Raw genomic sequence first — 22,256 nt, 5'->3', positions numbered from 1 at the left:
ACCATCACCGGTCCACTGCACATGATTTCGGTAGCGTGGCCCGAATCTTGATATCTCAAGTGCCCGGGTCTCAGCCAACAAGCAGAATGAAAAAGGGCGGTTGCACGGGGTTACCGCGCAACCGCCCTGGGGGCGATGCCTTGGGCGTGCGCGATCAGCGCAGCAGGGACAAGACGCCCTGTTGAGCCTGGTTGGCCTGGGCCACCATGGCGGTGCCGGCCTGCTGCAGGATCTGGGCGCGCGAGAGGTTGGAGGTTTCCTTGGCGAAGTCGGCGTCCACGATGCGGCCGCGCGCAGCGGAGATGTTCTCGCCGGTGATCTGGATGTTGGCCACGGCGTTCTCGAAGCGGCTCTGCAGGGCACCGAGGTCGGCGCGCGAGCTGTTGACCGCATTGATGGCGCTGTCGATGACCTTCAGGGCCTTCTGCGAGTCGCCAAAGCTGCTGACGTTGATGTCGTTGAGCTGGCTGGAGGCAGCGGCACCGATGGCGCCGGTGCCCGTGGTGGCGGCGGCGAAGTTGCCGAAATCGGCTACGGCAATGGCGCTGTCGGAGAAGGATTCAAAGCCCGTGGCCACACCGGCGGCGTTGACCACCGCTTTGGCGTAGACACCGGTGTCCGACGATTTGGCGTTGATGGCGTCCACCACCTGGAAGGTGCGCTCGCTGGCCGAGGTGGCGGCGGCGATCGGGCCCAGGGCCACGCCTTTGATGTTCAGGGCACCGGCGGCGATGGCGGCGTTGGCGCCGGCCGTGGTGGTGATGGTGCCGACGCTGGTGATCAGCGAGGTTTCGCCCAGTGTGGCGGAATTGGCGCTGACGATGGAGTCGATGGCGATGCCTTCACCGGCGTTGGCGCCGACCTGGAAGGTGGCGTTGGCGAACGAACCGTCGAGCAGCTTGGTGCCGTTGAAGCTGGTGGTCTTGGCCACGCGGTCGATTTCCGAGCTCAGCTGTTTCACTTCGGCTTGCAGAGCCGTGCGGTCGCTGGTGTTGTTCGAAGCGTTGGCCGACTGCACGGCCAGCTCACGCATGCGCTGCAGCATGTCGCCCACTTTGCCCAGTGCGCCTTCGGCGGTCTGCGCCAGCGAGATGCCGTCGTTGGCGTTGCGGGCAGCCACGTTGAGGCCGCGCACCTGGGCGTTCATGCGCTCGGAGATGGCGAGGCCAGCGGCGTCGTCCTTGGCGCTGTTGACGCGCAGGCCGGATGAGAGGCGCTGCATGGAGGTGGCCAGCGAGCTGGAGGTGGTGCCCAGGTTGCGCTGGGCGGTCATGGACATGACGTTGGTGTTGATGGTGGTCATAACTAACTCCGGTTGAGGTGGTTGGGCTGACTGCCCGGTTGCCCGGGCCACGAACCCATGGAGAAGTTCGTTGAATCTAATTTCGGTGGACTTGGAAGAATCTTTAGCGTTCTGTTGTCGCCGCGTGTCGTGTCAAGCCCCGCCCGTCGTCCGCTGACCACCATCCAAGAAAAAAGGGCGGTTGCATGGCCATGGCCATGCAACCGCCCTTCGAGGCGATGCCTTGGGCGTGCGCGATCAGCGCAGCAGCGAGAGGACACCCTGTTGTGCCTGGTTGGCCTGGGCCACCATGGCGGTGCCGGCCTGCTGCAGGATCTGGGCGCGCGAGAGGTTGGAGGTTTCCTTGGCGAAGTCGGCGTCCACGATGCGGCCGCGCGCAGCGGAGATGTTCTCGCCGGTGATCTGGATGTTGGCCACGGCGTTCTCGAAGCGGCTCTGCAGGGCGCCGAGGTCGGCGCGCGAGCTGTTGACCGCGTTGATCGCGTTGTCGATCACTTTCAGGGCCTTTTGGGCGTCGCCGAAGCTGGAGACGTTGATGTCGTTGAGCTGGCTGCTTGCGGCCACGCCTGGGCCGGCTGGTGCCGCACCCGTGGTGGCGGCGGTGAAGCCTGCGTTGAAGTCGGCTGCGGCAATGGCAGTGTCGGAGAACACTTCCCAGCCCGTGACCGCACCGGCCGTGTAGGTGGCTCGGGCGAACACGCCGGTGTCAGAAGACTTGGCGTTGATCGCGTCCACCACCTGCTGCGAGCGCTCGCCAGCCGAGGTGGCGGCGGAGATCGGGCCGAGAGCTGTGCCCTTGACGGTCAGGGCGCCGGCTGCGATGGCGGCGTTAGCACCGACCGTGGTGGTCTGCGTGCCGGCGACGGTCAGCAGCGAGGTCTCGCCCAGCGTGGTGGTGCTGGCGCTGACGATGGAGTCGATGGCGATGCCTTCACCGGCGTTGGCGCCGACCTGGAAGGTGGCGTTGGCGAACGAGCCGTCGAGCAGCTTGGTGCCGTTGAAGCTGGTGGTCTTGGCCACGCGGTCGATTTCCGAGCTCAGCTGTTTCACTTCGGCCTGCAGGGCCGTGCGGTCGCTGGTGTTGTTCGAAGCGTTGGCCGACTGCACGGCCAGCTCACGCATGCGCTGCAGCATGTCGCCCACTTTGCCCAGTGCGCCTTCGGCGGTCTGCGCCAGCGAGATGCCGTCGTTGGCGTTGCGGGCAGCCACGTTCAGGCCGCGCACCTGGGCGTTCATGCGCTCGGAGATGGCGAGGCCAGCGGCGTCGTCCTTGGCGCTGTTCACGCGCAGGCCCGAAGACAGGCGCTGCATGGAGGTGGCCAGCGAGCTGGAGGTGGTGCCCAGGTTGCGCTGGGCGGTCATGGACATCACGTTCGTGTTGATGGTGGTCATGTTGGACTCCGTTCAGAAAATGGGTTGGTGAGCAATCAACGCAGCAGGGACAAGACGCCCTGTTGTGCCTGGTTGGCCTGGGCCACCATGGCGGTGCCGGCCTGCTGCAGGATCTGCGCGCGCGACAGGTTGGAGGTTTCCTTGGCGAAGTCGGCGTCCACGATGCGGCCGCGGGCTGCGGAGATGTTCTCGCCGGTGATCTGGATGTTGGCCACGGCGTTCTCGAAGCGGCTCTGCAGGGCGCCCAGGTCGGCGCGCGAGCTGTTGATGGCGTTGATGGCCTTGTCGATCACTTGCAGCGACAGCTGGGCATCCCCGAAGCTGTTGACGTTGATGCCGGAGAGGGTGGCCAGCGTGGCGGGAGGCGCGGTGTCGCCAGGATCACCCGTGGAGGTTGCGGTAAAGGCCGCACCAAAAGCCGTGGCGCCGGTCAAGTCGCGGTTGGAGAAGACTTCGTAGCCGCCGCCAGACGCTTCGCGGGCAAACACGCCGGTCTCGCTGGACTTGGCGTTGATCGCGTCCACCACTTGCGTGGTGCGCTGTGCGGCGGTGGTGGCGGCAGCGATGCCACCCAGGGCCACGGCGTTGCCGGCGGCATCCTGAACGGTCCAGCCGGTGGTGCCGGCGGGAATGGCGGCGCCGTCGGCGGGCATGGTCGCCAACGTGGGCGCTGCGACCGTCGCCACAAAATGCTCTGTGGCGCTCAACTGGCCCAGAGCGGTGGACTTGGCCGACACAATGGAGTCGATGGCGATGCCTTCACCGGCGTTGGCGCCGACCTGGAAGGTGGCGTTGGCGAACGAGCCGTCGAGCAGCTTGGTGCCGTTGAAGCTGGTGGTCTTGGCCACGCGGTCGATTTCCGAACGCAGTTGTCCCACTTCGGCCTGCAGGGCCGTGCGGTCGCTGGTGTTGTTCGAAGCGTTGGCCGACTGCACGGCCAGCTCACGCATGCGCTGCAGCATGTCGCCCACTTTGCCCAGCGCGCCTTCGGCGGTCTGCGCCAGCGAGATGCCGTCGTTGGCGTTGCGGGCAGCCACGTTGAGGCCGCGCACCTGGGCGTTCATGCGCTCGGAGATGGCCAGGCCGGCGGCGTCGTCCTTGGCGCTGTTGACGCGCAGGCCGGATGAGAGGCGCTGCATGGAGGTGGCCAGCGAGCTGGAGGTGGTGCCCAGGTTGCGCTGGGCGGTCATGGACATGACGTTGGTGTTGATGGTGGTCATAACTAACTCCGGTTGAGGTGGTTGGGCTGACTGCCCGGTTGCCCGGGCCACGAACCCATGGAGAAGTTCGTTGTCATCTATTTCGGTGTCTTCTCCGATTACTTGAGGGCTTCAGCTCCAGCCGGCCACGCCGTTGGCCAACACGCGAAAAAAAGCCCTGGTCGCAGAGCGCCAGGGCCGATGTGGAGCAGAGTCGCCGTTTTACGAAGACGCCTTGTTCCATTGGGCAATTTGTTGCGTCACGAACGAATTGAGCGAGTTGAGCTGGCCCACCATCGCATCCATGGCGTTGTATTGCTTGAGGTAGCGGGTTTCGGCGCGGGCCGCGCGTGCGATCACTGTATCTTGCTGCACGGTGTTGCGCTTGACGGCTGCGCGCAGCGAATCAGTGCGTGCGGTCAGCGTGCCGCTGGCGCCCGAAAAACCTTCGGCGAAGCTCTTGAGCTTTTCGCCGAAGCCTTGGGCCGTGGGGTCGGTGTGGTCGGCGTTGAAGAGGTTCTGCACAGCCTCAGGGTTGTCCAGCGCAGCGCCCAGCTTGGTGCTGTTGATGCTCATCTTGCCGCCCGACTTGATCTCGATGCCGATGTCGGCCAGCGTGGTGAAGGCGCCACCAGGGGTCACAGAGCGCATCATGCCGCGCAGCGCATTCTGCAGGCCCACCGCGGAACTGTCACCCTGCAGCGACCCGGCCACCTTGGTGTCGGGGTTGTAGCCGGTGGTGCTGGTGAGCATGTCGTTGAGCGAGTTGTACGCGTCGACAAAGGACTGGATGGTTTTGGTCATCGCGTCCTTGTCGTTGGTCACCGCAACCTCCACCGGCCCGGTGGTGACCTTGGAGAACTGCAGGGTGATGCCGGGCAGGCCGTCCTTGTAGGTGTTGCTGGCGGACTCGATGTCGATGCCGTTGATGGTGGCCATCGCGTTGGCGCCGTGCGTGATCTGCACGCCCGAGGCCACACCACCCTGCACAGCCAGGCGAGAGAGACCGGTGTTGTCGACACCGTCGCTGTCGGTGGCCTGCATCTCGAAGCCCAGGGCTTCCCCGGTGTCCTTGGAGCGCATGAGAAGACGTTCGCCCGAGGCGTCGCGCAACACGGTGGCGGTGACGCCGGCGCCGGCCGCGTTGATCTTGGCTGCGATCTGGGTAAGGGTGTCCTCGCCAGGGCCGATCGTGATGTCCACCGCTGGTGCACTGCCTGCGGCAAAGCTGCCCGAGCTCCAGTCGCCCAGCGTGATCTTCAGGTTGCCTTCGCCCATGGCCGTGTCTTTCGGCACCGCCAGCGTGGCCGTGGACTGCGCTTTGGCCAGTTGTTGCACCTCCACCGCCATCGAGGTGGGTGCGGTGCCCGTGGCCACCGTGATGCCCACCGCGTCGCTGGTGGACGAGCTGCCCTTGACGGCCTTGAACGCGTTGGGGTCAGCGAGTTTGGTGCCCAGTTCGCCCAGTGAGTTCATCATCGAACTCAGGGTGCCGAAGACAGAAATCTTGCTCTGGAACTTGGTGGCCTGCGTCTGCAGTGGTGCCAGTGGTGCCCGCTCCAGCGCGACCAACTGCGAGACGATGCTCTGGATGTCGACGCCGCTGGCCAGGCCCGTGGAGGTGATGGGCATGTCAGACCTCTGCGCCGACGGCGTGCGGCTTTGCGTGGATGGGCGAGCGATGTGTCATGGTCTTTCCTGTCCGGGATGTACGCACCACACGCGGGTCGCATGCGGTCTGTGCATCCCGCAATGGCCGCGTGTGAAGGCACGGCACTTGCGGATGAGCGCTCTCGATCAGGAGCGCAGCAGCGAGAGCACCCCCTGTGGAACCTGGTTGGCCTGCGCCACCATGGCTGTGCCGGCCTGCTGCAGGATCTGCGCGCGCGACAGGTTGGAGGTTTCCTTGGCGAAGTCGGCGTCAATGATCCGGCCGCGTGCAGCAGATATGTTTTCACCGGTGATCTGGATGTTGGCCACGGCGTTCTCGAAGCGGCTCTGCAGCGCACCTAGATCGGCGCGCGAGCTGTTCACCGCGTTGATCGCGTTGTCGATCACGCGCAGTGCCAGTTGCGAATCGCCAAAAGAGGTGACGTTGATGTCTTCCACGAACGAGTCGGCAGCCGCGGCGGTGTTGACGCCGGCACCCGTGGTACCCGCAGCGAAGTTGCCGAAATCGGCGGCCACGATGGCGCGGTCAGAGAAGACTTCATAGCCCGTCACTGCGCCTGCGGTGTAGACAGGGCGCGCAAACACACCAGTGTCGGTGGACTTGGCGTTGATCGCATCCACCACCTGGCCAGCGCGTTGCGCGAGCGTGGTGGCTTCGCCGATGGGGCCGAGGTTGATCGGGTTGCCGGCAGCGTCGTCGATGCTCAGCGGCGTGGCGCCGCCGGCGGGAATGGCGGGCAGCACGGCAGGGGCCACTGGCGTGGCGGGCGGAATGATCGCAGGTGTGGCGTGCACGGCGGTTTGACCCAGCGAAGCGGAGTCCGAGTTCACGATGCTGTCGATGGAGATGCCTTCACCGGCATTGGCACCCACCTGGAAGGTGGCGTTGGCAAACGAGCCGTCGAGCAGCTTGGTGCCGTTGAACGAGGTGGTCTTGGCCACGCGGTCGATTTCCTGGCGCAGCTGTTGCACCTCCGCGTTGAGGGCAGTGCGGTCGCTGCTGTTGTTCGAGGCGTTGGCCGATTGCACAGCCAGTTCGCGCATGCGCTGCAGCATGTCGCCCACCTTGCCGAGTGCGCCTTCAGCGGTTTGCGCCAGCGAGATGCCGTCGTTGGCGTTGCGCGCGGCCACGTTCAGGCCCCGCACCTGGGTGTTCATGCGTTCGGAAATGGCGAGGCCGGCGGCATCGTCTTTGGCGCTGTTCACGCGCAGGCCCGAAGACAGGCGCTGCATGGACGTGGCCAACGAGGCGGCCGAGCTGCTCAGATTGCGCTGAGCGTTCATCGACATCGTGTTCGTGTTGATGGTGGTCATAACTAACTCCTGTAAATGGACTTTGAAAGTGATCCCGCGTGACCGGTGCCAGCGTCCTGCTCTGCAGGGGGTGTGCTGGATACCGATGGCTGGTCGACCCCTTCGGGTCTCCACCGTCAAAACTCGCCGCCTTCTCGGGCCGGACGACGAACCCATTTGCAGTTCGTTGAGTTGATTTCGGTGATAGCTGTGAATTCTTGAGGGTTTGCTGCAAGCCGAGCGTCGGAAAAGAAGGAGCGATTGCCGCTTGTTCCTTCCTTTGCCCGTTGGCTGGCTGGTCAACGCCTGCACAGGCAGGACCGTTTTGAGAACCAAAGACGTAGGCGTTTGGATGACACGCAGGTGCTGCACACCTGACACGCGGTACAGCCGTTTACCGATTCAAGTTTTTTTACCGCTCGACACAATTACACACATCGGGTCAGGAGTTGTAAGCAAGTCGCCAACAACCCAGGCCCCCACACCGAAGGAACACATCATGGACAGCGAACAACTCCTGGCAGAAATCCGCGAAGCCAACCTGACCTACCTGATGCTGGCTCAGAACCTGATCCGCAAGGACCGCGCCGAAGCACTGTTCCGCCTCGGCCTGACCGAAGAAGCCGCCGACCTGCTGGGCATGCTGTCCACCGCGCAGCTGCTGAAGATCGCCTCCAGCAACATGTTGCTGTGCCGCTTCCGTGTGGACGACGACCTGGTGTGGAACCTGCTGACCAGCCACAACGTGAAGAAGGTGGACAACGCCACCACCACGCAGCTGCACGCCAGCATCTTGATGGCCGGCAAGTTCGCCGAGTCCATGGCTGCTCACTGAGCTGCACGGTTACACGTTTCCCTTCCCACACGCTCCAGGAACACACCATGGCCGTCGGCAAAAGCATCCTCAACGAGTCCCGCGACATCGAACGTGCGGTGGCCCTGATCCAGCTCGGTGCGCGCCTGCAGGTGCTGGAGTACGAAACCTCCCTGTCGTACGAGCGCCTGTTGCGCCTGTACAAGGAAGTGGCGGGCAAGAGCCCTTCGAAAGGCCAGTTGCCTTTCTCCACCGACTGGTTCCTGACCTGGCAGCCCAACATCCACGCCTCGTTGTTCCTCAACATCCACGAGTACCTGAGCAAGACCAGCGAACTCGAAGAGATCGACACGGTGATCAAGGCCTTCCGTCTCTACAACGACCAGATGACGGCCAGCGCGATCGAGCCCATTCTCTCGGTCACCCGCGCCTGGCGCCTGGTGAAGTTCGTGGACAACGGCATGCTGACCCTGACCAAGTGCAACTGCTGCGGCGGCCACTTCGTGACCGAGCCCTACGAAAACCGCCACTTTGTGTGCGGCCTGTGCCAGCCACCGGCGCGTGCCGGCAAGGGCGCGGCTTCAGGTGGGCTCCGCTTGCACTGATCACTGCTTTCCCAAAACTTGAAATGGACCCCGATGCGGGTCCATTTCGCGTTTATGGGTCCCTTCAATCGCACCTAGAGTTGGTCGATAGAAAAGGCATCCCCCCAAAGTCACGCGTCACCCGGGTGCCGCGTCCTCTTTCAGGCCCACACACATGTTCGTCATCATCGGTTTTGTCGTTTCGATGCTTTGCATCTTCGGCGTCTACATCTTCCACGGCGGCAACATCGCGGTGGTGCTCAAGGCCTTGCCGTTCGAGATGACGACCATCCTGGGCGCGGCCATCGGCGCTTTCCTCATCAACAACCAGATGAAGGTGATCAAGGCCTCGGTCAAGGGCCTGGCGGGTTGCTTCAAGGGCAGCCGCTACACCAAGGCGCGCTACATGGAACTCATGGCGCTGCAGTTCGACATCCTGCAGAAGGCGCGCAAGGAAGGCCTGATGGCGATCGAGCAGGACGTGGAGAACCCGCACGACTCGCCGGTGTTCAAGAAGTACCCCACCATCGCCGCCGACCACCACGTGGTCGAGTTCATCACCGACTACCTGCGCATGATGGTCTCGGGCAACCTGAACGCACACGAGATCGAGTCGCTCATGGACAGCGAGATCGAAACCCACCACCAGGAAGCGCACGCGCCGGTGGCCGCCATCGGCCGCCTGGCCGGTGGTCTGCCGGCCTTCGGCATCGTGGCCGCCGTGCTGGGTGTGGTGAACACCATGGGCTCGGTGGGCCAGCCGCCCGCGGTGCTCGGCGGCATGATCGCCTCCGCCCTGGTCGGCACCTTCCTGGGCATCTTGTTGGCCTACGGCGTGTTCGAGCCACTCGGTGGCCTGATGGACCAGAAGGTGGAAGAGAGCAGCAAGGAATTCCAGTGCATCAAGACCACGCTGCTGGCCAGCATGCAAGGCTACGCGCCCGCCACCGCCATCGAGTTCGGTCGCAAGGTGCTGCTGTCTGATGTGCGCCCGACCTTCAATGAGTTGGAAGCGCACGTGAAAGGCAAGAAGTGAAGACGATGACCGGCAGTCGCGTGGCTTCCTGCGACACACAACGAACGAAGAAGCCCAAGCCAAGGGCAGCGCGGAACCGGCTTTGCCGGGCCGCAGATGCCGCCCCCTTGAGGGGGTCGCGCGTAGCGCGGCGGGGGGGAGCTTGACATGGCGGACGGCAAAAAACTTCAACCCATCATCATCAAGCGCATCAAGAAGAGCGGCCATGCTGCTCACGGTGGCGCCTGGAAGATCGCCTACGCCGACTTCGTGACGGCCATGATGGCTTTCTTTCTGCTCATGTGGCTGCTGGGCTCCACCGCCAAGGGAGAGCTCGACGGCATCGCGAGCTACTTCCAGTCACCGGTGAAGGTCTCGCTCATGGGCGGGGCGGGCACGGGCAACAGCAGCAGCATCCTGCCGGGTGGCGGGCGCGATCTGAGCAAGTCGTTTGGCCAGATGGACAGCGGCGCGGCCGAGCGCGCTGCCAAGGTCATGGGCGCCCAGATGGCCGAAGAAATCAAGGCCCGCCAGGAAGCCGCGCGCCTGGACGCGCTGGAGAAAAAAATCGAGGTGCTGATCGAGAGCAATCCCAAGCTGGCCGAGTTCGGCAACCAGATCCAGCTGGAAAAAACCACCGACGGCCTGCACATCCAGATCGTCGACCAGCAGAACCGACCGATGTTCGACACCGGCAGTTCGCTGGTGAAGCCTTACATGCGCGACATCCTGCGCGAGATCGGCAAGGCTTTGGGCGATGTTGAAAACCGCATTGCGCTCGCGGGCCACACCGACGCCACGCCCTATGGCAGCGGCGAACGCGGCTACAGCAACTGGGAACTCTCGGCCGACCGGGCCAATGCCTCGCGCCGCGAACTGATCTCCGGGGGTCTGCCCGACGACAAGCTGCGCCGCGTGGAAGGCCTGGCATCGAGCCGCTTGCTGCGGCCCGAGGCACCGACCGACCCGATCAACCGGCGCATCAGCATCGTGGTGATGACGCAGGCCGCTGAAGACCGCATGGCGCCCACCTCGCTGCCCGCCGTGCTGCCGCCGCCCTCGGCGCCCGCGGCGACCCCTGTGCCCGCGGCAGAAGTCTCGTCCATCGTGCCCGCGCTTCAGATTCCCGTCGAAGTGACGAAAACAACCTCAGGGAGCGGTGGCTGAGAAGCCGCCGTCTCCACCCCACCTTCCCACCTGCCCTCGGAGGCTCGCATGTCCACCCCGATGAAATTCCTGATCGTTGACGACTTCTCCACCATGCGCCGCATCGTGCGCAACCTGCTCAAAGAGATCGGCCACACCGATGCGGACGAAGCCGAGGACGGCGCCATCGCGCTGGCCAAGCTGCGCAACGGGGTCTTCAACTTCGTGGTCTCCGACATCAACATGCCCAACATGAACGGCTTCGAGCTGCTCGCCGAGATCAAGAAGGACGAGAAGCTCAAGCACCTGCCGGTGCTGATGGTCACGGCCGAAGCCCGCAAGGAAGACATCGTGCTCGCCGCGCAAAGCGGCGCAGCCGGCTACATCGTCAAGCCCTTCACCAAGGCGACGCTGGAAGACAAGCTGGCCAACATCTTCAAAAAGCTTGGCATTTAAAGGACCGCTGCCATGAACCACGATGAAGCAGCGAATCCGGGCGCTCCGCAGATGTTCCAGAAACTGGGCTCCATCACGCGCCAGTTGCACGACGCGCTCAAGGAGCTGGGCTACACCGACAAGCTCAAAGGCACGGTCGACCAGCTGCCCGACGCACAAAGCCGCCTGTCCTACATTGCCCGCCTCACCGGCGAAGCGGCCGACAAGGTGCTCAACCACGTTGAACTCGGCAAGACCGAACAAGGCCTGATCGCCGAGCGTGGCCGTCAGCTGGCCGATACCATCTCCCGCGTGCCCGCGCTGGCCAAGGCCATGCCCGAGCTGATGGAGTGGACGAACGACATCATCACCACCAGCGAACAGACCGACGCTCGCCTGACCGACATCATGATGGCGCAGGATTTCCACGACCTCACCGGCCAGGTGATTGCCCGCGTGGTGCAGCTCGCCGGCACGATAGAAGAACAACTGCTGAGTCTGTTGCTGCAGTCGGCACCCTCGGGCCAGCCCGGCCAGGACCACGCCTACGAACTGGCCGGCCCGGTGGTGGACGGCGACGGCCGCACCGATGTGGTCAATGACCAGCAGCAGGTGGACGACCTGCTCGCGAGCCTGGGCTTCTGATCCGATAGCGCGCGTAAGCCACCCACCTCGCAAGCTCGGGACGGTCGGGTGCGCTGCGCAGCGAAATAAAGGAGGAGGGGCCAACGGCCCCGGGGGACATTCGCGGAGCAGCGTGCCCAAGCGCCACGAGCCCGACGAGGTGCATCCGAGAAAAGCACCCCTACACGGCGTCTTATTCCCCTTTAGTTTTCCGCAGCGGATTCCAGAATCGGATTCACCGATCAAGTGAGCCCGCTCCATGGATTCCTCCAGCCAAGACAAGACCCTACCCGCCACCGCGCAGCGCCTGAAGAAGGCGCGCACGGACGGCCAGGTGCCGCGTTCCAAGGACCTGTCCAACCTCATGGTGCTGGGCGGTGGTTCGCTGATCTTGCTGACGCTGGCCCCCACCGGTTTCGAAAAACTGCGCACCACGCTGCAAAGCCAGCTGCGCTTTGACAACGCATCGCTGCAACAGCCTGGCCAGATGCTGCAACGCCTGGTGGACGGCTTCTCGCAGGGCCTCATGCTGTACCTGCCGCTGGGCCTGCTCGTGCTCGCCGTGGCGATCGCCGCCACCGTGGCCGCCGGCAGCTACGCGCTCAGCACCAAACCCCTCGTGCCCGACATCGGCCGACTCAACCCACTCAAAGGCTTTGGCCGGCTGTTCTCCAAACAACAACTGGTCGACACCGGCAAGCTCTTCGGTGTGACGGCCGTGGTGTTCGTGGTGGCGTGGCAGTTCATCGGCTCACACGCCGAGCTGTTCGCCACGCTGGTGATGCAGCCGCTGGAGTCCGGCATCGGGCAACTGGGCACCTGGATGGTCTCCGGCGTGGGTCTGCTGCTGTTGGTGGTGGGCTTCTTCGCGCTCATCGACGTGCCGATGCAGAAGTTCCTGCACGGCGAGCAGCTCAAGATGTCTCACCAGGAGGTGAAGCAGGAGCACAAGGAAGCCGAAGGCGACCCGCACATGAAGGCACAGCGCCGCGCGCGCCAGCGCGAGATGGCCCAACGCAACAGCGTGGGCGCCGTGCCCAAGGCCGATCTGGTGGTGATGAACCCCACCCACTACGCCGTGGCCATCCGCTACGACGAAACCTCGATGAACGCACCCCGCGTGGTGGCCAAGGGTGCCGACCTCGTCGCCATGAAGATCCGCGACGTGGCCAAGGCGCACAGGGTGCCGGTGCTGCAGTCGCCCATGTTGGCGCGTGCGCTCTACGCGCACGCCGAGCTCGACGGTGAGGTGCCCTCGGCCCTCTACACCGCCGTGGCCCAGGTGCTCGCCTACGTGTACCAGCTCAAGGCCGCCCTCAAGGGCCAGGGCGCCATGCCTGGCGAGATGCCCACGCCGGTGGTGCCGCCCGAACTCGATCCGCATTTCAAGAAATCCGCCACCAAGGACACTGAATGAACGCCCTCGCGCCCTTGCAGCAATGGATGAACCGCAACGCGGCCTGGGCCGGTGGCCTGGCCGCGCCCATGCTGGTGATCACCATCCTGTCGATGATGGTGCTGCCATTGCCGCCCTGGTTGCTCGACACCTTCTTCACGCTCAACATCGCACTCGCGCTGGTGGTGATGATGGTCGCGTCCTACATGAAGCGCCCGCTGGACTTCTCGGTGTTCCCCACCGTGCTGCTGCTCACCACGCTGCTGCGTTTGTCGCTCAACGTCGCCTCCACCCGTGTGGTGCTGCTCGAAGGCCACACCGGACCGGGCGCGGCCGGTGCGGTGATCGAGGCCTTTGGCCACTTCCTGATCGGCGGCAACTTTGCCGTGGGTTTTGTCGTGTTCGTGATCCTGGTGGTGATCAACTTCATCGTGATCACCAAGGGCTCGGAGCGGATCGCCGAGGTGTCGGCCCGCTTCACGCTGGACGCCATGCCCGGCAAGCAGATGGCGATCGACGCCGACCTGAACGCCGGCCTGATCGACGAGAAGCAGGCCAAGAAGCGTCGCCAGGAAGTGGGCGACGAGGCCGAGTTCTTCGGCTCCATGGACGGTGCGTCCAAGTTCGTGCGCGGCGACGCCATCGCCGGCATCCTGATCCTGATCATCAACATCATTGGTGGCTTTGCGGTGGGCGTGATGCAGCACGGCCTGTCGGCCGGTGAAGCGGCCAGCACCTACATCCTGCTCGCGGTGGGCGATGCGCTGGTGGCGCAGATCCCGTCGCTGCTGATCTCGGTGGCTGCGGCCATGGTGGTCTCGCGTGTGGGCAAGGACGAAGACCTCGGTGGCCAGGTGATGCAGCAGATGTTCATCTCCGCCAAGATCATGGGCATCGTGGCCGCGGTCATGTTCCTGCTGGGCATCGTGCCCGGCATGCCGCACGCGGTGTTTCTGAGCTTTGCCGCGATCTTTGGAGCCCTGGCCTGGTGGCGCACCCGGGTGGACGCGCGGCCCGTGGCCGAACCCGAGGCGCCCGCCGCGCCGAGCGACGGCGAAGCCACCTGGGACGACCTGCAGCCGGTGGACCTGCTCGGTCTGGAACTGGGCTACCGCCTGATCGCCATGGTCGACAAGAGTCGCCAGGGCGACCTGCTGACCCGCATCAAGGGCGTGCGCAAGAAGTTCGCGCAAGAGGTGGGTTTCCTGCCGCCGGCCGTGCACGTGCGCGACAACCTGGAACTGCGCCCCAGCGCCTACCGCATCACGTTGCGCGGCGTGGTGGTGGGCGAGGGCGAGGTGTTCCCCGGCATGTTCCTGGCCATCGATCCGGGGGGCCTCGGCACCCCGCTGATCGGCACCCCCACCACCGACCCGGCGTTTGGCCTGCCCGCGCACTGGATCGAGGAAAAGCAACGTGAAAACGCGCAGATGGCCGGTTTTACCGTGGTTGATTCCGAGACTGTGCTGGCCACGCATCTTTCACACTTGATGCAAGTCCAGGCAGCCAAGTTGCTGAGCCGGACGGAGACCCAGGACCTGGTTGAACACGTCACCCGACTGGCCCCCAAACTGATTGAAGAAGTCGTGCCCAAGATGATCTCTGTCGCCACCTTCCAGAAAGTGCTGCAGCTGCTGCTGGAAGAGTCGGTGCATGTGCGCGACATCCGTACCATCATCGAAGCGATCGCCGAACACGCCACCGCCACCACCGACTCGCAAGAGCTGGCCCGCCGGGTGCGCATGGCGCTGGCGCCGGCCATCGTGCAGCAGATCTACGGCCCGGTGAAAGAGCTCGAAGTGATCGCCATCGAGCCCGGTCTCGAGCGCCTGCTGATGCAGGCCCTGAGCGGCGCGGCCAACGGTGCACTCGACCCCGGGGTGGCCGACATGCTGAGCAAGTCGGCCACCGACATCGCCAACAAACAGGAAGAGAAGGGCGTGCCCGCCTGCCTGCTGGTGCCCGACGCCATCCGCAACGCCATGGCGCGCCTGCTGCGCCGTGCCGCGCCCCGTCTGCAAGTGCTGGCGCACAGCGAAATTCCTGAAACCCATCTGATCCGCATCGGCCCGATTCTTGGAGAACTCGCATGAACATCCAGCGCTTTACCGCCCCCACCTCCCGCGAAGCCATGGCCAAGGCCCGCATGGCCTTTGGCGACAGCGCCGTCATCCTCTCGACCCGCTCCACCAGCGAAGGTTTCGAGGTGATGGCCGCGGCCGAGGAGAGCCTGGCGTCCTTGTCGAGCAACAGCAACGCCGCACCGGCGCCGATCGCCACGCGCCCCGCCGCTGCACCCACGGCTTTTGCAGCCCGGACCAAGGCCACGGCCACCCTGGCCCAGCCCGAGTCGGTGGAAGGTGATACTGAAGCGCTGGCCATGAGCACGCTGTCGTTCCAGGAATATGTGCGTGAACGCATGCTGCGCAAGCGCCGCGAGATGTTGCAGGACGCCGCACCGACCGAGCAGCCCGCGCCCCAGCGCAGCGCTCCGGTGCAGGTCGCACCCATGCCCATGCCCGCCGCCGAGCCCATCGTGGTGCCGGTGCAGCGTTTCAACCAGCCCGCGCAGGCAGCTTTTGGCAGCCGCCTGGGTCAGCCGGCCATCCGCACCCGCGAAGAAGAGCCCAGCTGGGAAGACTCGCAGCCGTCGGTGCGTTTTGCGAGCAACGAAGACACCCGCATGGCGGTGGAACTCTCCGCACTGAAGGACATGATCGAAGAGCGTTTCAACACGCTGGCCTGGCTCGGTTCGTCCAAGCAGAACCCGATCCAGTCCAACCTGATGCTCAAGATGATCCGCGCCGGCTACTCGCCCGCCATGGCCCGCGCCGTGCTGGACCGTGTGCCGGTGGATGCCGGTGCACCCGAAGCCTTCCGCTGGCTCATGGACGTGCTCACGCGCAACCTCAAGGTGAGCGCCCCCACCGCCGGCCTGTGCGACGAAGGAGGTGTGGTCTCGCTGATCGGTGCCACCGGTGTGGGCAAGACCACCACCGCTGCCAAGCTCGCCGCCCAGTGCGTCAAACAGTACGGCGCCGCCAGCGTCGGCATGATCACGCTCGACACCTACCGCGTCTCGGGCTACGAGCAGCTGCGCGCTTACGGCCGCATGCTCGGTGTGGTCGCCCACCTGGCCCACGACCGCGCCGCGCTGAAAGACCTGCTCAACCTGCTCTCGGGCAAGCGTCTGGTCATCATCGACACCGCGGGTCTTGGCCAGCGCGACCAGCGCATCCAGGACATGCTCGATGTGCTGGACATGCCCAAGGTCAAGAAGACCCTGGTGCTCAACGCCGGCTCGCACGGCGACACGCTCGATGAGACCCTGACCTCGTTCAAGGCCAGCTCGCTGCACGGTGTGGTGCTCTCCAAGGTGGACGAAGCCGTGAAGCTCGGCCCGGCGCTGGACGCACTGATCCGCCACCAGGTGACGCTGCGCGGTGTGGCCAACGGCCAGCGCGTCCCCGAAGACTGGCAGAACCCCGACGCCTCGACCCTGGTGCGCATGTCCATGGGCACGGCCGGCAAATCGGCCTACGACCCGGTCGCCACCGATATGGGCTTCTATTTCGCACCGACCAGCGCACGCGGCGTGAACCTGGGGGCATCGCATGTTTGAACACGGTTTTGACCAGGCCGCCGGTCTGCGCGGCGAGAGCCGCAGCGGCGGTCCTGCGCTGCTGCCGGTGGCCAGTCCGGCCCAACCCGCACGCGGCCACGAATGGCTGTACATGCTGGCCGGTTGCCTGGCCAACCAGGGCCGCTCGGTCGTCATCGTGGACGGCACCGCCAACGAGTCCACCAGTTTTCAACGCGAGAGCGGCAGCCACCTGGGCCTGTTGCGCGCGCTGCAGGACCCCTCCATCGGGCACCTCGAACACCCCAACGACATGGCCGACTGGCTGGTGATGCCCGGCGCGCGTGGCCTGCAGGCCTTGCAGGAAACCGCGCAGGCTGCGAGCTCCGCGGTGGCGCTTTCGCGCCTGCTGGCACCGTTCGCCCCGGGCGTGATCGTGCTGCTGTTCGCGCCGGCCTTCGGCCTGGCCAGTTTGCTGCCGGGCCTGAACGCGCGCGCCCTGGTGCCGGTGATCGACCAGCCGCAGGCCAGCATCGATGCGTACGGCGCGGTCAAGCTGCTGCACGCCGCGGGCCTCGCCCCTGTGTTGGCACCGCTGGCTTCGGGTGGTGCGCAAGCCTTGCAGCCACTGGTGACCTCGGTCACCGACTGCGCAGCCAAGCACCTGGGCTTGAAGCTGGAGAACTGGCCCGCCCACACCTGGGGCCACCGCGCCCAGGCCAGCGCCATCACCTCAACGGCCGACACCGGCCTGCACGGCTACCCGGGCATTGCCCGCGTTGCCTCGACGTCACCCCTCTGGAGCTGAAGATGTACACCGCCAAAGGCACGCTCAACCGCGACGACCAGCTGCGCAAATACAGCCCGCTGGTGCGCCGGCTGGCCCACCACATGATCGCCAAGCTGCCCCCCAGCGTGGAGCTCGACGACCTGATCCAGGTCGGCATGATCGGCCTGACCGAAGCGATTGCGCGCTTCGAGCCCACGCAAGGCGTGCAGTTCGAAACCTTCGCCAGCCAGCGCATCCGCGGCGCCATGATCGACGAGTTGCGCGAAGGCGACTGGATGTCGCGCGGTTCGCGCAAGAGCCAGAAAGACATTGAGCAGGCCGTGAGCCGCCTTCAGCAAAAACTGCAGCGCGTGCCCAAGGAGTCGGAAATTGCCGCCGAGCTGGGCATGGAACTGGCCGACTACCAGCACCTGCTGGCCAAGGTGCGCGGCACGCAACTGGTGTACCTCGAAGACATCAGCGGCGGCAACGACGACGAAGACGGTTTTCTGGACCGCCACATGGGCGACAGCGAAGCCGACCCTTCAGCCAAGCTGCAGGACCACCGCATGCGCACCGCGCTGGTGGCCGCCATCAACGTGCTGCCCGAGCGCGAGCAGCAGATCATGAGCATGTACTACGAACACGACATGAACCTGAAGGAAATCGCAGCCGTGCTGGGCGTGACCGAATCGCGCATCTGCCAGCTGCACAGCCAGTCGATCGCGCGGCTGCGGTCCAAGCTGCGCGAGCACTGAAACCGGCGCAATACCGCACTGGCAGTAGCCGTTGGGGAGCGGCAACGGCCGCTGGTGTGCAGCGTTCGGCGTGGCTAGCATCGACAGCCCACGCCCGACACCGCCGCACCATGACCGACGCCCAGACCCCCCCGATCGACGAGAACCACGACCGTGCCAACGACGACGCCACCGACGACATGGCGGCCCAGGTTGAAAACTGGATCTGGTACGGCTTTCAATCGGCCGACGAGATCGATGCGCTGATCGACGCGAGCGCCGCCCCCGGCGACGGCTTCGATGTGGCCCGGGTCAAGGCCTTCGCTGTCTCGACGCTCGCCCGCAAGCGCGCCACCGAAGCCACTTGGCCCAAAACCACCGATTGCGACCAGCTCGACCGCGCCTTTGCCCGTCTGCACGAGCAGGGCATCTGCGCCCTGCACGGCGCCGGCGACACCCAGGACGACGGCTTTGAAGCCGTGGTCGACGCGCTGAGCGAAGAAGGGGTGCCGGACGACCGCTACCACGGCTATTGCTTCTACGTGAGCCAGGACATTGACCACGCCCTGGACGACGAAGGCTTGCAGCTGGCCTACGGTCACCTCGGCCGCAGCGAGGCGACAGACGGCGAGCACGTCGCGGTCGGGCAACGTGTGTGTGAAGCCCTGCGCCAGGTGGGGCTGGAGGTCGCCTGGAACGGTTCGGCCAGGCGCCGCATCGCACTGCCCCAGCTGAGCTGGCGGCGGCGCACACCGGGTTGAGCGCTCAGGGCTTGAGCTGCGCGCGGATCTCGCCGCCCTTGTGGGCGTTCGAGTGCACGTTCACGTACAGCGAACCCATGTTGTAGGCCGCGAGCTGCGCAGGTGTGAGCTTGGCACCGGCCGGCACCACGTAGCTGTTGTCCCCGGTCTTGGTGAGCGTCACGATGACCGGACCGTTCTGGCCGGCGGGGCCAATGTGGATGTGCGCCATGGTGCTCGCCACGCCGGCGGTGGACACGCTGCCGCTCACCGAGCCGTCGGCGGTCACCTTGATGTTGGCGGTGCCGCTGGCGCTGGTGGTCACGGGCGGCACTTCCTGTGCGCCGCTGAGTTTTTCGTCGCCGCGCACGGCGCTGGTCACGGAGGTGGTCATCTTGTCCACGGTGGCGCAGCCCATCAATGTGGTGAGCGCGGCGGCGGCGATGACGCCCAGCAGGGGCTTGAGGCGAAGGGCAGTGGTCATGAAGGTCTCCTGGGGATGGGTGAAGCGGGCCGTTTCAGTATGGATTCGGCCAGCCCGCCCGTCATGGGGATTGACCCTGCCCTCACGCGCAGTGGGGCTGCCGGGCCTTCACCAGCTGCCGCTGTTGGCCATGTCCACCCAGGGCTGGCTCGGTGGCAAGGCGTCCCCCTTTTGCAGCAACTCGATGGAAATGTTGTCGGGCGATCGCACAAAAGCCATGTGGCCGTCGCGCGGCGGCCGCAGGATGGCCACGCCGTGGGACTGCAGGCGTTCGCAGGTGGCGTAGATGTCGTCCACCAGGTAGGCCAGGTGGCCGAAGTTGCGTCCGCCGGTGTAGGTCTCCGGGTCCCAGTTGTGCGTGAGTTCGATCTGCGCGCTGTGGTCGCCCGGGGCGGCGAGGAAGGCGAGCGTGAAGCGGCCTTGCGGCACCTCGCGGATGCGCACGACTTCCAGGCCGAGGGCGTCGCGGTAGAACTTCAGGGAGGCTTCAAGGTCGGTCACACGGACCATGGTGTGCAGGTATTTCATGGCGCCAATTGGACCCGTGTTGCAAAACCTTGTCAGCCCCCGGCTTTTCTGGGACGTATCAGGTCGTCGACCGTGGGCACCAGCGCGAGCACCGCCAGCAGCAGGGCCATCGGCACGGTGAAGCCGTAGCCCACCTGCTTGAACCCGTAGGCACCGGCGATGCCGCCGACGGTGAAGGCAGCTAGCAGCCCGGCCAGCACGGCCATGCGTTTGCGGTCGGCTCGCACCTTCAAGGGGTGGTCGGTGTTGCGGTTCCAGTAGACGAGCTTGCCGAGTTCGATGCCCAGGTCGGTCACGATGCCGGTCATGTGGGTGGTGCGGATCACCGCATTCGAGAGCTTGGTGGCGATCGCGTTCTGCAGCCCCATGATGAAACACAGCAGCACCACGGTGAAGGGAACCAGCAAGCCTTCGAATCTGGACAGCTGAGCACCCAGCAACCCGAAGCACAGGATCAGCGCCGCCTCCAGCAGCAGGGGCAGGGCGTATTCGCTGGAGAGCTGCCGGCGCCTTGCGAAGTTGACCATGACCGCGCAGCACATGGCGCCCAGCAAGAACGACAAAACGCCCACGCCCGCATCCACCACCAGGCCGAGCTGGCCGAGTGCCAGGTTGTCCGCCAGCGACGACACCATGCCGGTGACGTGCGAGGTGTACTGCTTCACCGCGAGGAAGCCGCCGGCGTTGATGGCGCCGGCCACAAAGGCCAGCACAAAGCCCAGTTCCCGGTTGGATTCGGCGGTGCGCTGGGTGCCGATGAGGTAGCGGGCGTAGTTGGCGGGCATGCTGCGACGTTACACCGGCACCAGAGCGGCCCGTTCAGTGGCCCAGCAGGTTGTGCCGCACGTGCAGCAAATGGTCGAGCGTGCCGGCCTTGGCGCGGGTGGCGTCGCGGTCGCGCAGGGCGTCCACCAGATGGCGGTGTTCGCGCTGGTAGGCCAGCCTGCGCTCGGGCGTGACGCTCTTCTTTTTCAACTGGCCCCAGTCGCCCTGGGCGCGCACCTGTTTCATGAGCTTGAACACGCTGGAGACAAAGCGGTTGTGTGCGGCGTCGGCAATGGCTTCGTGAAGCTCACCGTCCCAGTGTTCGAACTCTTCCAGGCTGGTGGCGCGCTCGGCGCTGGTGCAGCAGGCCAGCATGCGCGTGAAATCGGCTGCGGTGGCGTTGCGCACCACCAGGTCGATGATGGCCGGCTCCAGCGCCAGGCGCGCCTCCATCAGCTCGGCCGGGCTGGTGTGCTGCGCGGAGTCCTGCCGGATCTGGCGGTCCAGGCTGGACGGGGCCTGCTGCGCCACAAAGGTTCCGCTGCCCACCGTCTGTTCGATCAGACCTTGCTGCTTCAGATCCGCCAGCGCCCGGCGCACGGTGGTGCGGCTCACGCGGTAGCCCTCGGCCAGTTCACGCTCGGTGGGCAGGCGGTCGCCGGCTTTCCAGTGCCCCTCCCGCAACTGGGTCAGGATGGTTTCGCGCAGGGAGGTCGAGATGGTCATGGTGTTCGCAATATACCAAAGCAGACCAATCGGCGCCATCGGGCGGTGAGCCCACGGGCATCGGTAAAAACCCGCTGTGACCATGTGGGTGTCTGGTCTAACATCGGTTCATTCTGGTATCTCTTGGTACCTATTGGTATTAACTCAAGGAGTCTCTGTGCGCATTGCAACGTTTGTTCATGAAGGTCAACGCCATGTCGGGCAGGTTGCTGCCGACGGCCAGAGCGTCACGGCCTTTGCGCTGGACGCAGCCCAGGCGGCGCGCGGCGCCTTGCCGCTGATCGAAGCCGCTGCCAGCGGCGCAGCACTGCCCGCGCTGACCGGCCCAGCCATCCCGCTGGCCTCGGTGCACGTGGAGGCGCCACTGCCGGTGCCGCGGCGCAACCTGTGGTGCGTGGGCCGCAACTACCACGAGCACGCCAAGGAATTGCAGGCTTCCGTGTTCAAGGACAACAACGCCAACCCGGCCACCTGGCCCATCGTGTTCACCAAGGTGCCGGAGTGCGTGATCGCCCACGGCGACGACGTGGTCTTGCCCGGTGCGGCGGTGTCCGAGCAGATCGACTACGAAGCCGAGCTGGCCGTGATCATCGGTGTGGGTGGCAAGAACATCACGCGCGAGGACGCGATGAGCCATGTGTACGGCTACACCATCGTCAACGACGTGACCGCGCGCGACGTGCAGATGCGCCACCAGCAGTGGGACATGGGCAAGAGCTTCGACACCTTCTGCCCCATGGGCCCGTGGATCGTGACCGCCGACGAACTGGACGGCCAGCACACACGCGTGCGCTGCTGGGTCAACGACAGCCTGCGCCAGGACGGCCGCACCGAAGACCTGATCTTCGACATTCCCACGCTGATCGAGACCATCTCGCGCGGCATCACCCTCTACCCCGGTGACGTGATTGCCACCGGCACGCCCGCCGGCGTGGGCCTGGGCCTGAAGCCGCCGGTGTTCCTCAAAAAGGGCGACGTGGTGCGCATCGAGATCGACGGCATCGGCACGCTGCAGAACGCCTTCGTCTGAACCCTCACAACAACTGGAGACACAC

Annotated in this window: 22 protein-coding genes; 13 read left to right on the top strand and 9 right to left on the bottom strand. The window is 65.3% G+C overall.

The window, feature by feature from the left end:
- Nucleotides 1–154: 154 nt before the first annotated feature.
- The 5 genes from BSY239_RS15825 to BSY239_RS15805 all read right to left on the bottom strand — a co-directional run bounded on the left by BSY239_RS15825 (nt 155) and on the right by BSY239_RS15805 (nt 6,879).
- On the bottom strand, nt 155–1,303 hold the full coding sequence (locus BSY239_RS15825; RefSeq protein ID WP_069047636.1) for a flagellin: 1,149 nt from the start codon (nt 1,301–1,303) through the stop codon (nt 155–157).
- A gap of 237 nt (nt 1,304–1,540) precedes the next feature.
- The gene (locus BSY239_RS15820) at nt 1,541–2,695 is read right to left on the bottom strand and encodes a flagellin (RefSeq protein ID WP_069047635.1); all 1,155 of its coding nucleotides are present in this window, start codon (nt 2,693–2,695) and stop codon (nt 1,541–1,543) included.
- Between the two features lie 35 nt (nt 2,696–2,730).
- Entirely contained in the window at nt 2,731–3,915 is a 1,185-nt protein-coding gene (locus BSY239_RS15815) for a flagellin (RefSeq protein WP_069047634.1), read from the bottom strand.
- A gap of 201 nt (nt 3,916–4,116) precedes the next feature.
- The gene (fliD, locus tag BSY239_RS15810) at nt 4,117–5,526 is read right to left on the bottom strand and encodes a flagellar filament capping protein FliD (RefSeq protein ID WP_069047633.1); all 1,410 of its coding nucleotides are present in this window, start codon (nt 5,524–5,526) and stop codon (nt 4,117–4,119) included.
- Nucleotides 5,527–5,691: 165 nt separating this feature from the next.
- Complete coding sequence (locus BSY239_RS15805; RefSeq protein WP_069047632.1) at nt 5,692–6,879, bottom strand: flagellin; 1,188 nt, start codon at nt 6,877–6,879, stop codon at nt 5,692–5,694.
- Nucleotides 6,880–7,357: 478 nt separating this feature from the next.
- On the opposite strand from BSY239_RS15805, the gene flhD reads away from it, so the two are divergent.
- The 12 genes from flhD to BSY239_RS15745 all read left to right on the top strand — a co-directional run bounded on the left by flhD (nt 7,358) and on the right by BSY239_RS15745 (nt 18,719).
- On the top strand, nt 7,358–7,693 hold the full coding sequence (gene flhD, locus BSY239_RS15800; protein WP_056268595.1) for a flagellar transcriptional regulator FlhD: 336 nt from the start codon (nt 7,358–7,360) through the stop codon (nt 7,691–7,693).
- Nucleotides 7,694–7,740: 47 nt separating this feature from the next.
- Entirely contained in the window at nt 7,741–8,277 is a 537-nt protein-coding gene (gene flhC / locus BSY239_RS15795; RefSeq protein WP_069047631.1) for a flagellar transcriptional regulator FlhC, read from the top strand.
- 154 nt (nt 8,278–8,431) lie between these two features.
- Nucleotides 8,432–9,292, top strand: a complete 861-nt coding sequence (gene motA, locus BSY239_RS15790; protein ID WP_069047630.1) for a flagellar motor stator protein MotA — start codon at nt 8,432–8,434, stop codon at nt 9,290–9,292.
- Nucleotides 9,293–9,439: 147 nt separating this feature from the next.
- A complete protein-coding gene (motB, locus tag BSY239_RS15785) occupies nt 9,440–10,438 on the top strand; it encodes a flagellar motor protein MotB (protein WP_069047629.1) in 999 nt (332 codons plus the stop codon).
- A 48-nt stretch (nt 10,439–10,486) separates the two neighbouring features.
- On the top strand, nt 10,487–10,873 hold the full coding sequence (gene cheY, locus BSY239_RS15780) for a chemotaxis response regulator CheY (RefSeq protein ID WP_069047628.1): 387 nt from the start codon (nt 10,487–10,489) through the stop codon (nt 10,871–10,873).
- Between the two features lie 12 nt (nt 10,874–10,885).
- On the top strand, nt 10,886–11,497 hold the full coding sequence (locus tag BSY239_RS15775; RefSeq protein ID WP_069047627.1) for a protein phosphatase CheZ: 612 nt from the start codon (nt 10,886–10,888) through the stop codon (nt 11,495–11,497).
- A 238-nt stretch (nt 11,498–11,735) separates the two neighbouring features.
- Nucleotides 11,736–12,893 carry an EscU/YscU/HrcU family type III secretion system export apparatus switch protein gene (locus BSY239_RS15770; RefSeq protein ID WP_069047626.1) on the top strand — a complete coding sequence of 386 codons (1,158 nt, stop codon included), beginning with the start codon at nt 11,736–11,738 and terminating at the stop codon, nt 12,891–12,893.
- The gene (flhA, locus tag BSY239_RS15765; protein WP_069047625.1) at nt 12,890–14,965 is read left to right on the top strand and encodes a flagellar biosynthesis protein FlhA; all 2,076 of its coding nucleotides are present in this window, start codon (nt 12,890–12,892) and stop codon (nt 14,963–14,965) included. Before BSY239_RS15770 ends, flhA begins: the two co-directional genes overlap by 4 nt.
- On the top strand, nt 14,962–16,494 hold the full coding sequence (gene flhF, locus BSY239_RS15760; protein ID WP_069047624.1) for a flagellar biosynthesis protein FlhF: 1,533 nt from the start codon (nt 14,962–14,964) through the stop codon (nt 16,492–16,494). Before flhA ends, flhF begins: the two co-directional genes overlap by 4 nt.
- A complete protein-coding gene (locus BSY239_RS15755) occupies nt 16,487–17,260 on the top strand; it encodes a hypothetical protein (protein ID WP_069047623.1) in 774 nt (257 codons plus the stop codon). Before flhF ends, BSY239_RS15755 begins: the two co-directional genes overlap by 8 nt.
- 2 nt (nt 17,261–17,262) lie before the next feature.
- On the top strand, nt 17,263–17,979 hold the full coding sequence (locus BSY239_RS15750; protein ID WP_069047622.1) for an RNA polymerase sigma factor FliA: 717 nt from the start codon (nt 17,263–17,265) through the stop codon (nt 17,977–17,979).
- A gap of 110 nt (nt 17,980–18,089) precedes the next feature.
- Complete coding sequence (locus BSY239_RS15745; RefSeq protein WP_069047621.1) at nt 18,090–18,719, top strand: DUF6891 domain-containing protein; 630 nt, start codon at nt 18,090–18,092, stop codon at nt 18,717–18,719.
- A 4-nt stretch (nt 18,720–18,723) separates the two neighbouring features.
- Here BSY239_RS15745 and BSY239_RS15740 read toward each other — a convergent pair whose 3' ends face one another.
- The 4 genes from BSY239_RS15740 to BSY239_RS15725 all read right to left on the bottom strand — a co-directional run bounded on the left by BSY239_RS15740 (nt 18,724) and on the right by BSY239_RS15725 (nt 21,201).
- Complete coding sequence (locus BSY239_RS15740) at nt 18,724–19,182, bottom strand: CHRD domain-containing protein (RefSeq protein WP_236944085.1); 459 nt, start codon at nt 19,180–19,182, stop codon at nt 18,724–18,726.
- Nucleotides 19,183–19,290: 108 nt separating this feature from the next.
- Entirely contained in the window at nt 19,291–19,710 is a 420-nt protein-coding gene (locus tag BSY239_RS15735) for a VOC family protein (RefSeq protein WP_069047620.1), read from the bottom strand.
- A gap of 32 nt (nt 19,711–19,742) precedes the next feature.
- Complete coding sequence (locus tag BSY239_RS15730) at nt 19,743–20,495, bottom strand: YoaK family protein (protein WP_069047619.1); 753 nt, start codon at nt 20,493–20,495, stop codon at nt 19,743–19,745.
- Between the two features lie 34 nt (nt 20,496–20,529).
- The gene (locus BSY239_RS15725) at nt 20,530–21,201 is read right to left on the bottom strand and encodes a FadR/GntR family transcriptional regulator (RefSeq protein ID WP_069047618.1); all 672 of its coding nucleotides are present in this window, start codon (nt 21,199–21,201) and stop codon (nt 20,530–20,532) included.
- Between the two features lie 157 nt (nt 21,202–21,358).
- Here BSY239_RS15725 and BSY239_RS15720 point away from each other — a divergent pair, with 157 nt between their 5' ends.
- Nucleotides 21,359–22,231, top strand: a complete 873-nt coding sequence (locus tag BSY239_RS15720) for a fumarylacetoacetate hydrolase family protein (RefSeq protein ID WP_069047617.1) — start codon at nt 21,359–21,361, stop codon at nt 22,229–22,231.
- Nucleotides 22,232–22,256 lie beyond the last annotated feature (25 nt).

This window comes from Hydrogenophaga sp. RAC07 (assembly GCF_001713375.1).
GTDB lineage: Bacteria > Pseudomonadota > Gammaproteobacteria > Burkholderiales > Burkholderiaceae_C > Hydrogenophaga.
The sequence above is the reverse complement of the archived record's forward strand: the minus strand, read 5'-3'. Positions and strand labels throughout refer to the sequence as shown.

Coding starts and splice junctions, on each gene's coding strand:
- BSY239_RS15725 (WP_069047618.1), bottom strand. CDS start 21,201: ATGACCATCTCGACCTCCCTGCGCGAAACCATCCTGACCCAGTTGCGG.
- BSY239_RS15815 (WP_069047634.1), bottom strand. CDS start 3,915: ATGACCACCATCAACACCAACGTCATGTCCATGACCGCCCAGCGCAAC.
- flhF (WP_069047624.1), top strand. CDS start 14,962: ATGAACATCCAGCGCTTTACCGCCCCCACCTCCCGCGAAGCCATGGCC.
- BSY239_RS15745 (WP_069047621.1), top strand. CDS start 18,090: ATGACCGACGCCCAGACCCCCCCGATCGACGAGAACCACGACCGTGCC.
- cheY (WP_069047628.1), top strand. CDS start 10,487: ATGTCCACCCCGATGAAATTCCTGATCGTTGACGACTTCTCCACCATG.
- flhC (WP_069047631.1), top strand. CDS start 7,741: ATGGCCGTCGGCAAAAGCATCCTCAACGAGTCCCGCGACATCGAACGT.
- motA (WP_069047630.1), top strand. CDS start 8,432: ATGTTCGTCATCATCGGTTTTGTCGTTTCGATGCTTTGCATCTTCGGC.
- BSY239_RS15775 (WP_069047627.1), top strand. CDS start 10,886: ATGAACCACGATGAAGCAGCGAATCCGGGCGCTCCGCAGATGTTCCAG.
- flhA (WP_069047625.1), top strand. CDS start 12,890: ATGAACGCCCTCGCGCCCTTGCAGCAATGGATGAACCGCAACGCGGCC.
- BSY239_RS15735 (WP_069047620.1), bottom strand. CDS start 19,710: ATGAAATACCTGCACACCATGGTCCGTGTGACCGACCTTGAAGCCTCC.
- fliD (WP_069047633.1), bottom strand. CDS start 5,526: ATGCCCATCACCTCCACGGGCCTGGCCAGCGGCGTCGACATCCAGAGC.
- motB (WP_069047629.1), top strand. CDS start 9,440: ATGGCGGACGGCAAAAAACTTCAACCCATCATCATCAAGCGCATCAAG.
- BSY239_RS15730 (WP_069047619.1), bottom strand. CDS start 20,495: ATGCCCGCCAACTACGCCCGCTACCTCATCGGCACCCAGCGCACCGCC.
- BSY239_RS15825 (WP_069047636.1), bottom strand. CDS start 1,303: ATGACCACCATCAACACCAACGTCATGTCCATGACCGCCCAGCGCAAC.
- BSY239_RS15770 (WP_069047626.1), top strand. CDS start 11,736: ATGGATTCCTCCAGCCAAGACAAGACCCTACCCGCCACCGCGCAGCGC.
- BSY239_RS15740 (WP_236944085.1), bottom strand. CDS start 19,182: ATGACCACTGCCCTTCGCCTCAAGCCCCTGCTGGGCGTCATCGCCGCC.
- flhD (WP_056268595.1), top strand. CDS start 7,358: ATGGACAGCGAACAACTCCTGGCAGAAATCCGCGAAGCCAACCTGACC.
- BSY239_RS15805 (WP_069047632.1), bottom strand. CDS start 6,879: ATGACCACCATCAACACGAACACGATGTCGATGAACGCTCAGCGCAAT.
- BSY239_RS15820 (WP_069047635.1), bottom strand. CDS start 2,695: ATGACCACCATCAACACGAACGTGATGTCCATGACCGCCCAGCGCAAC.
- BSY239_RS15755 (WP_069047623.1), top strand. CDS start 16,487: ATGTTTGAACACGGTTTTGACCAGGCCGCCGGTCTGCGCGGCGAGAGC.
- BSY239_RS15750 (WP_069047622.1), top strand. CDS start 17,263: ATGTACACCGCCAAAGGCACGCTCAACCGCGACGACCAGCTGCGCAAA.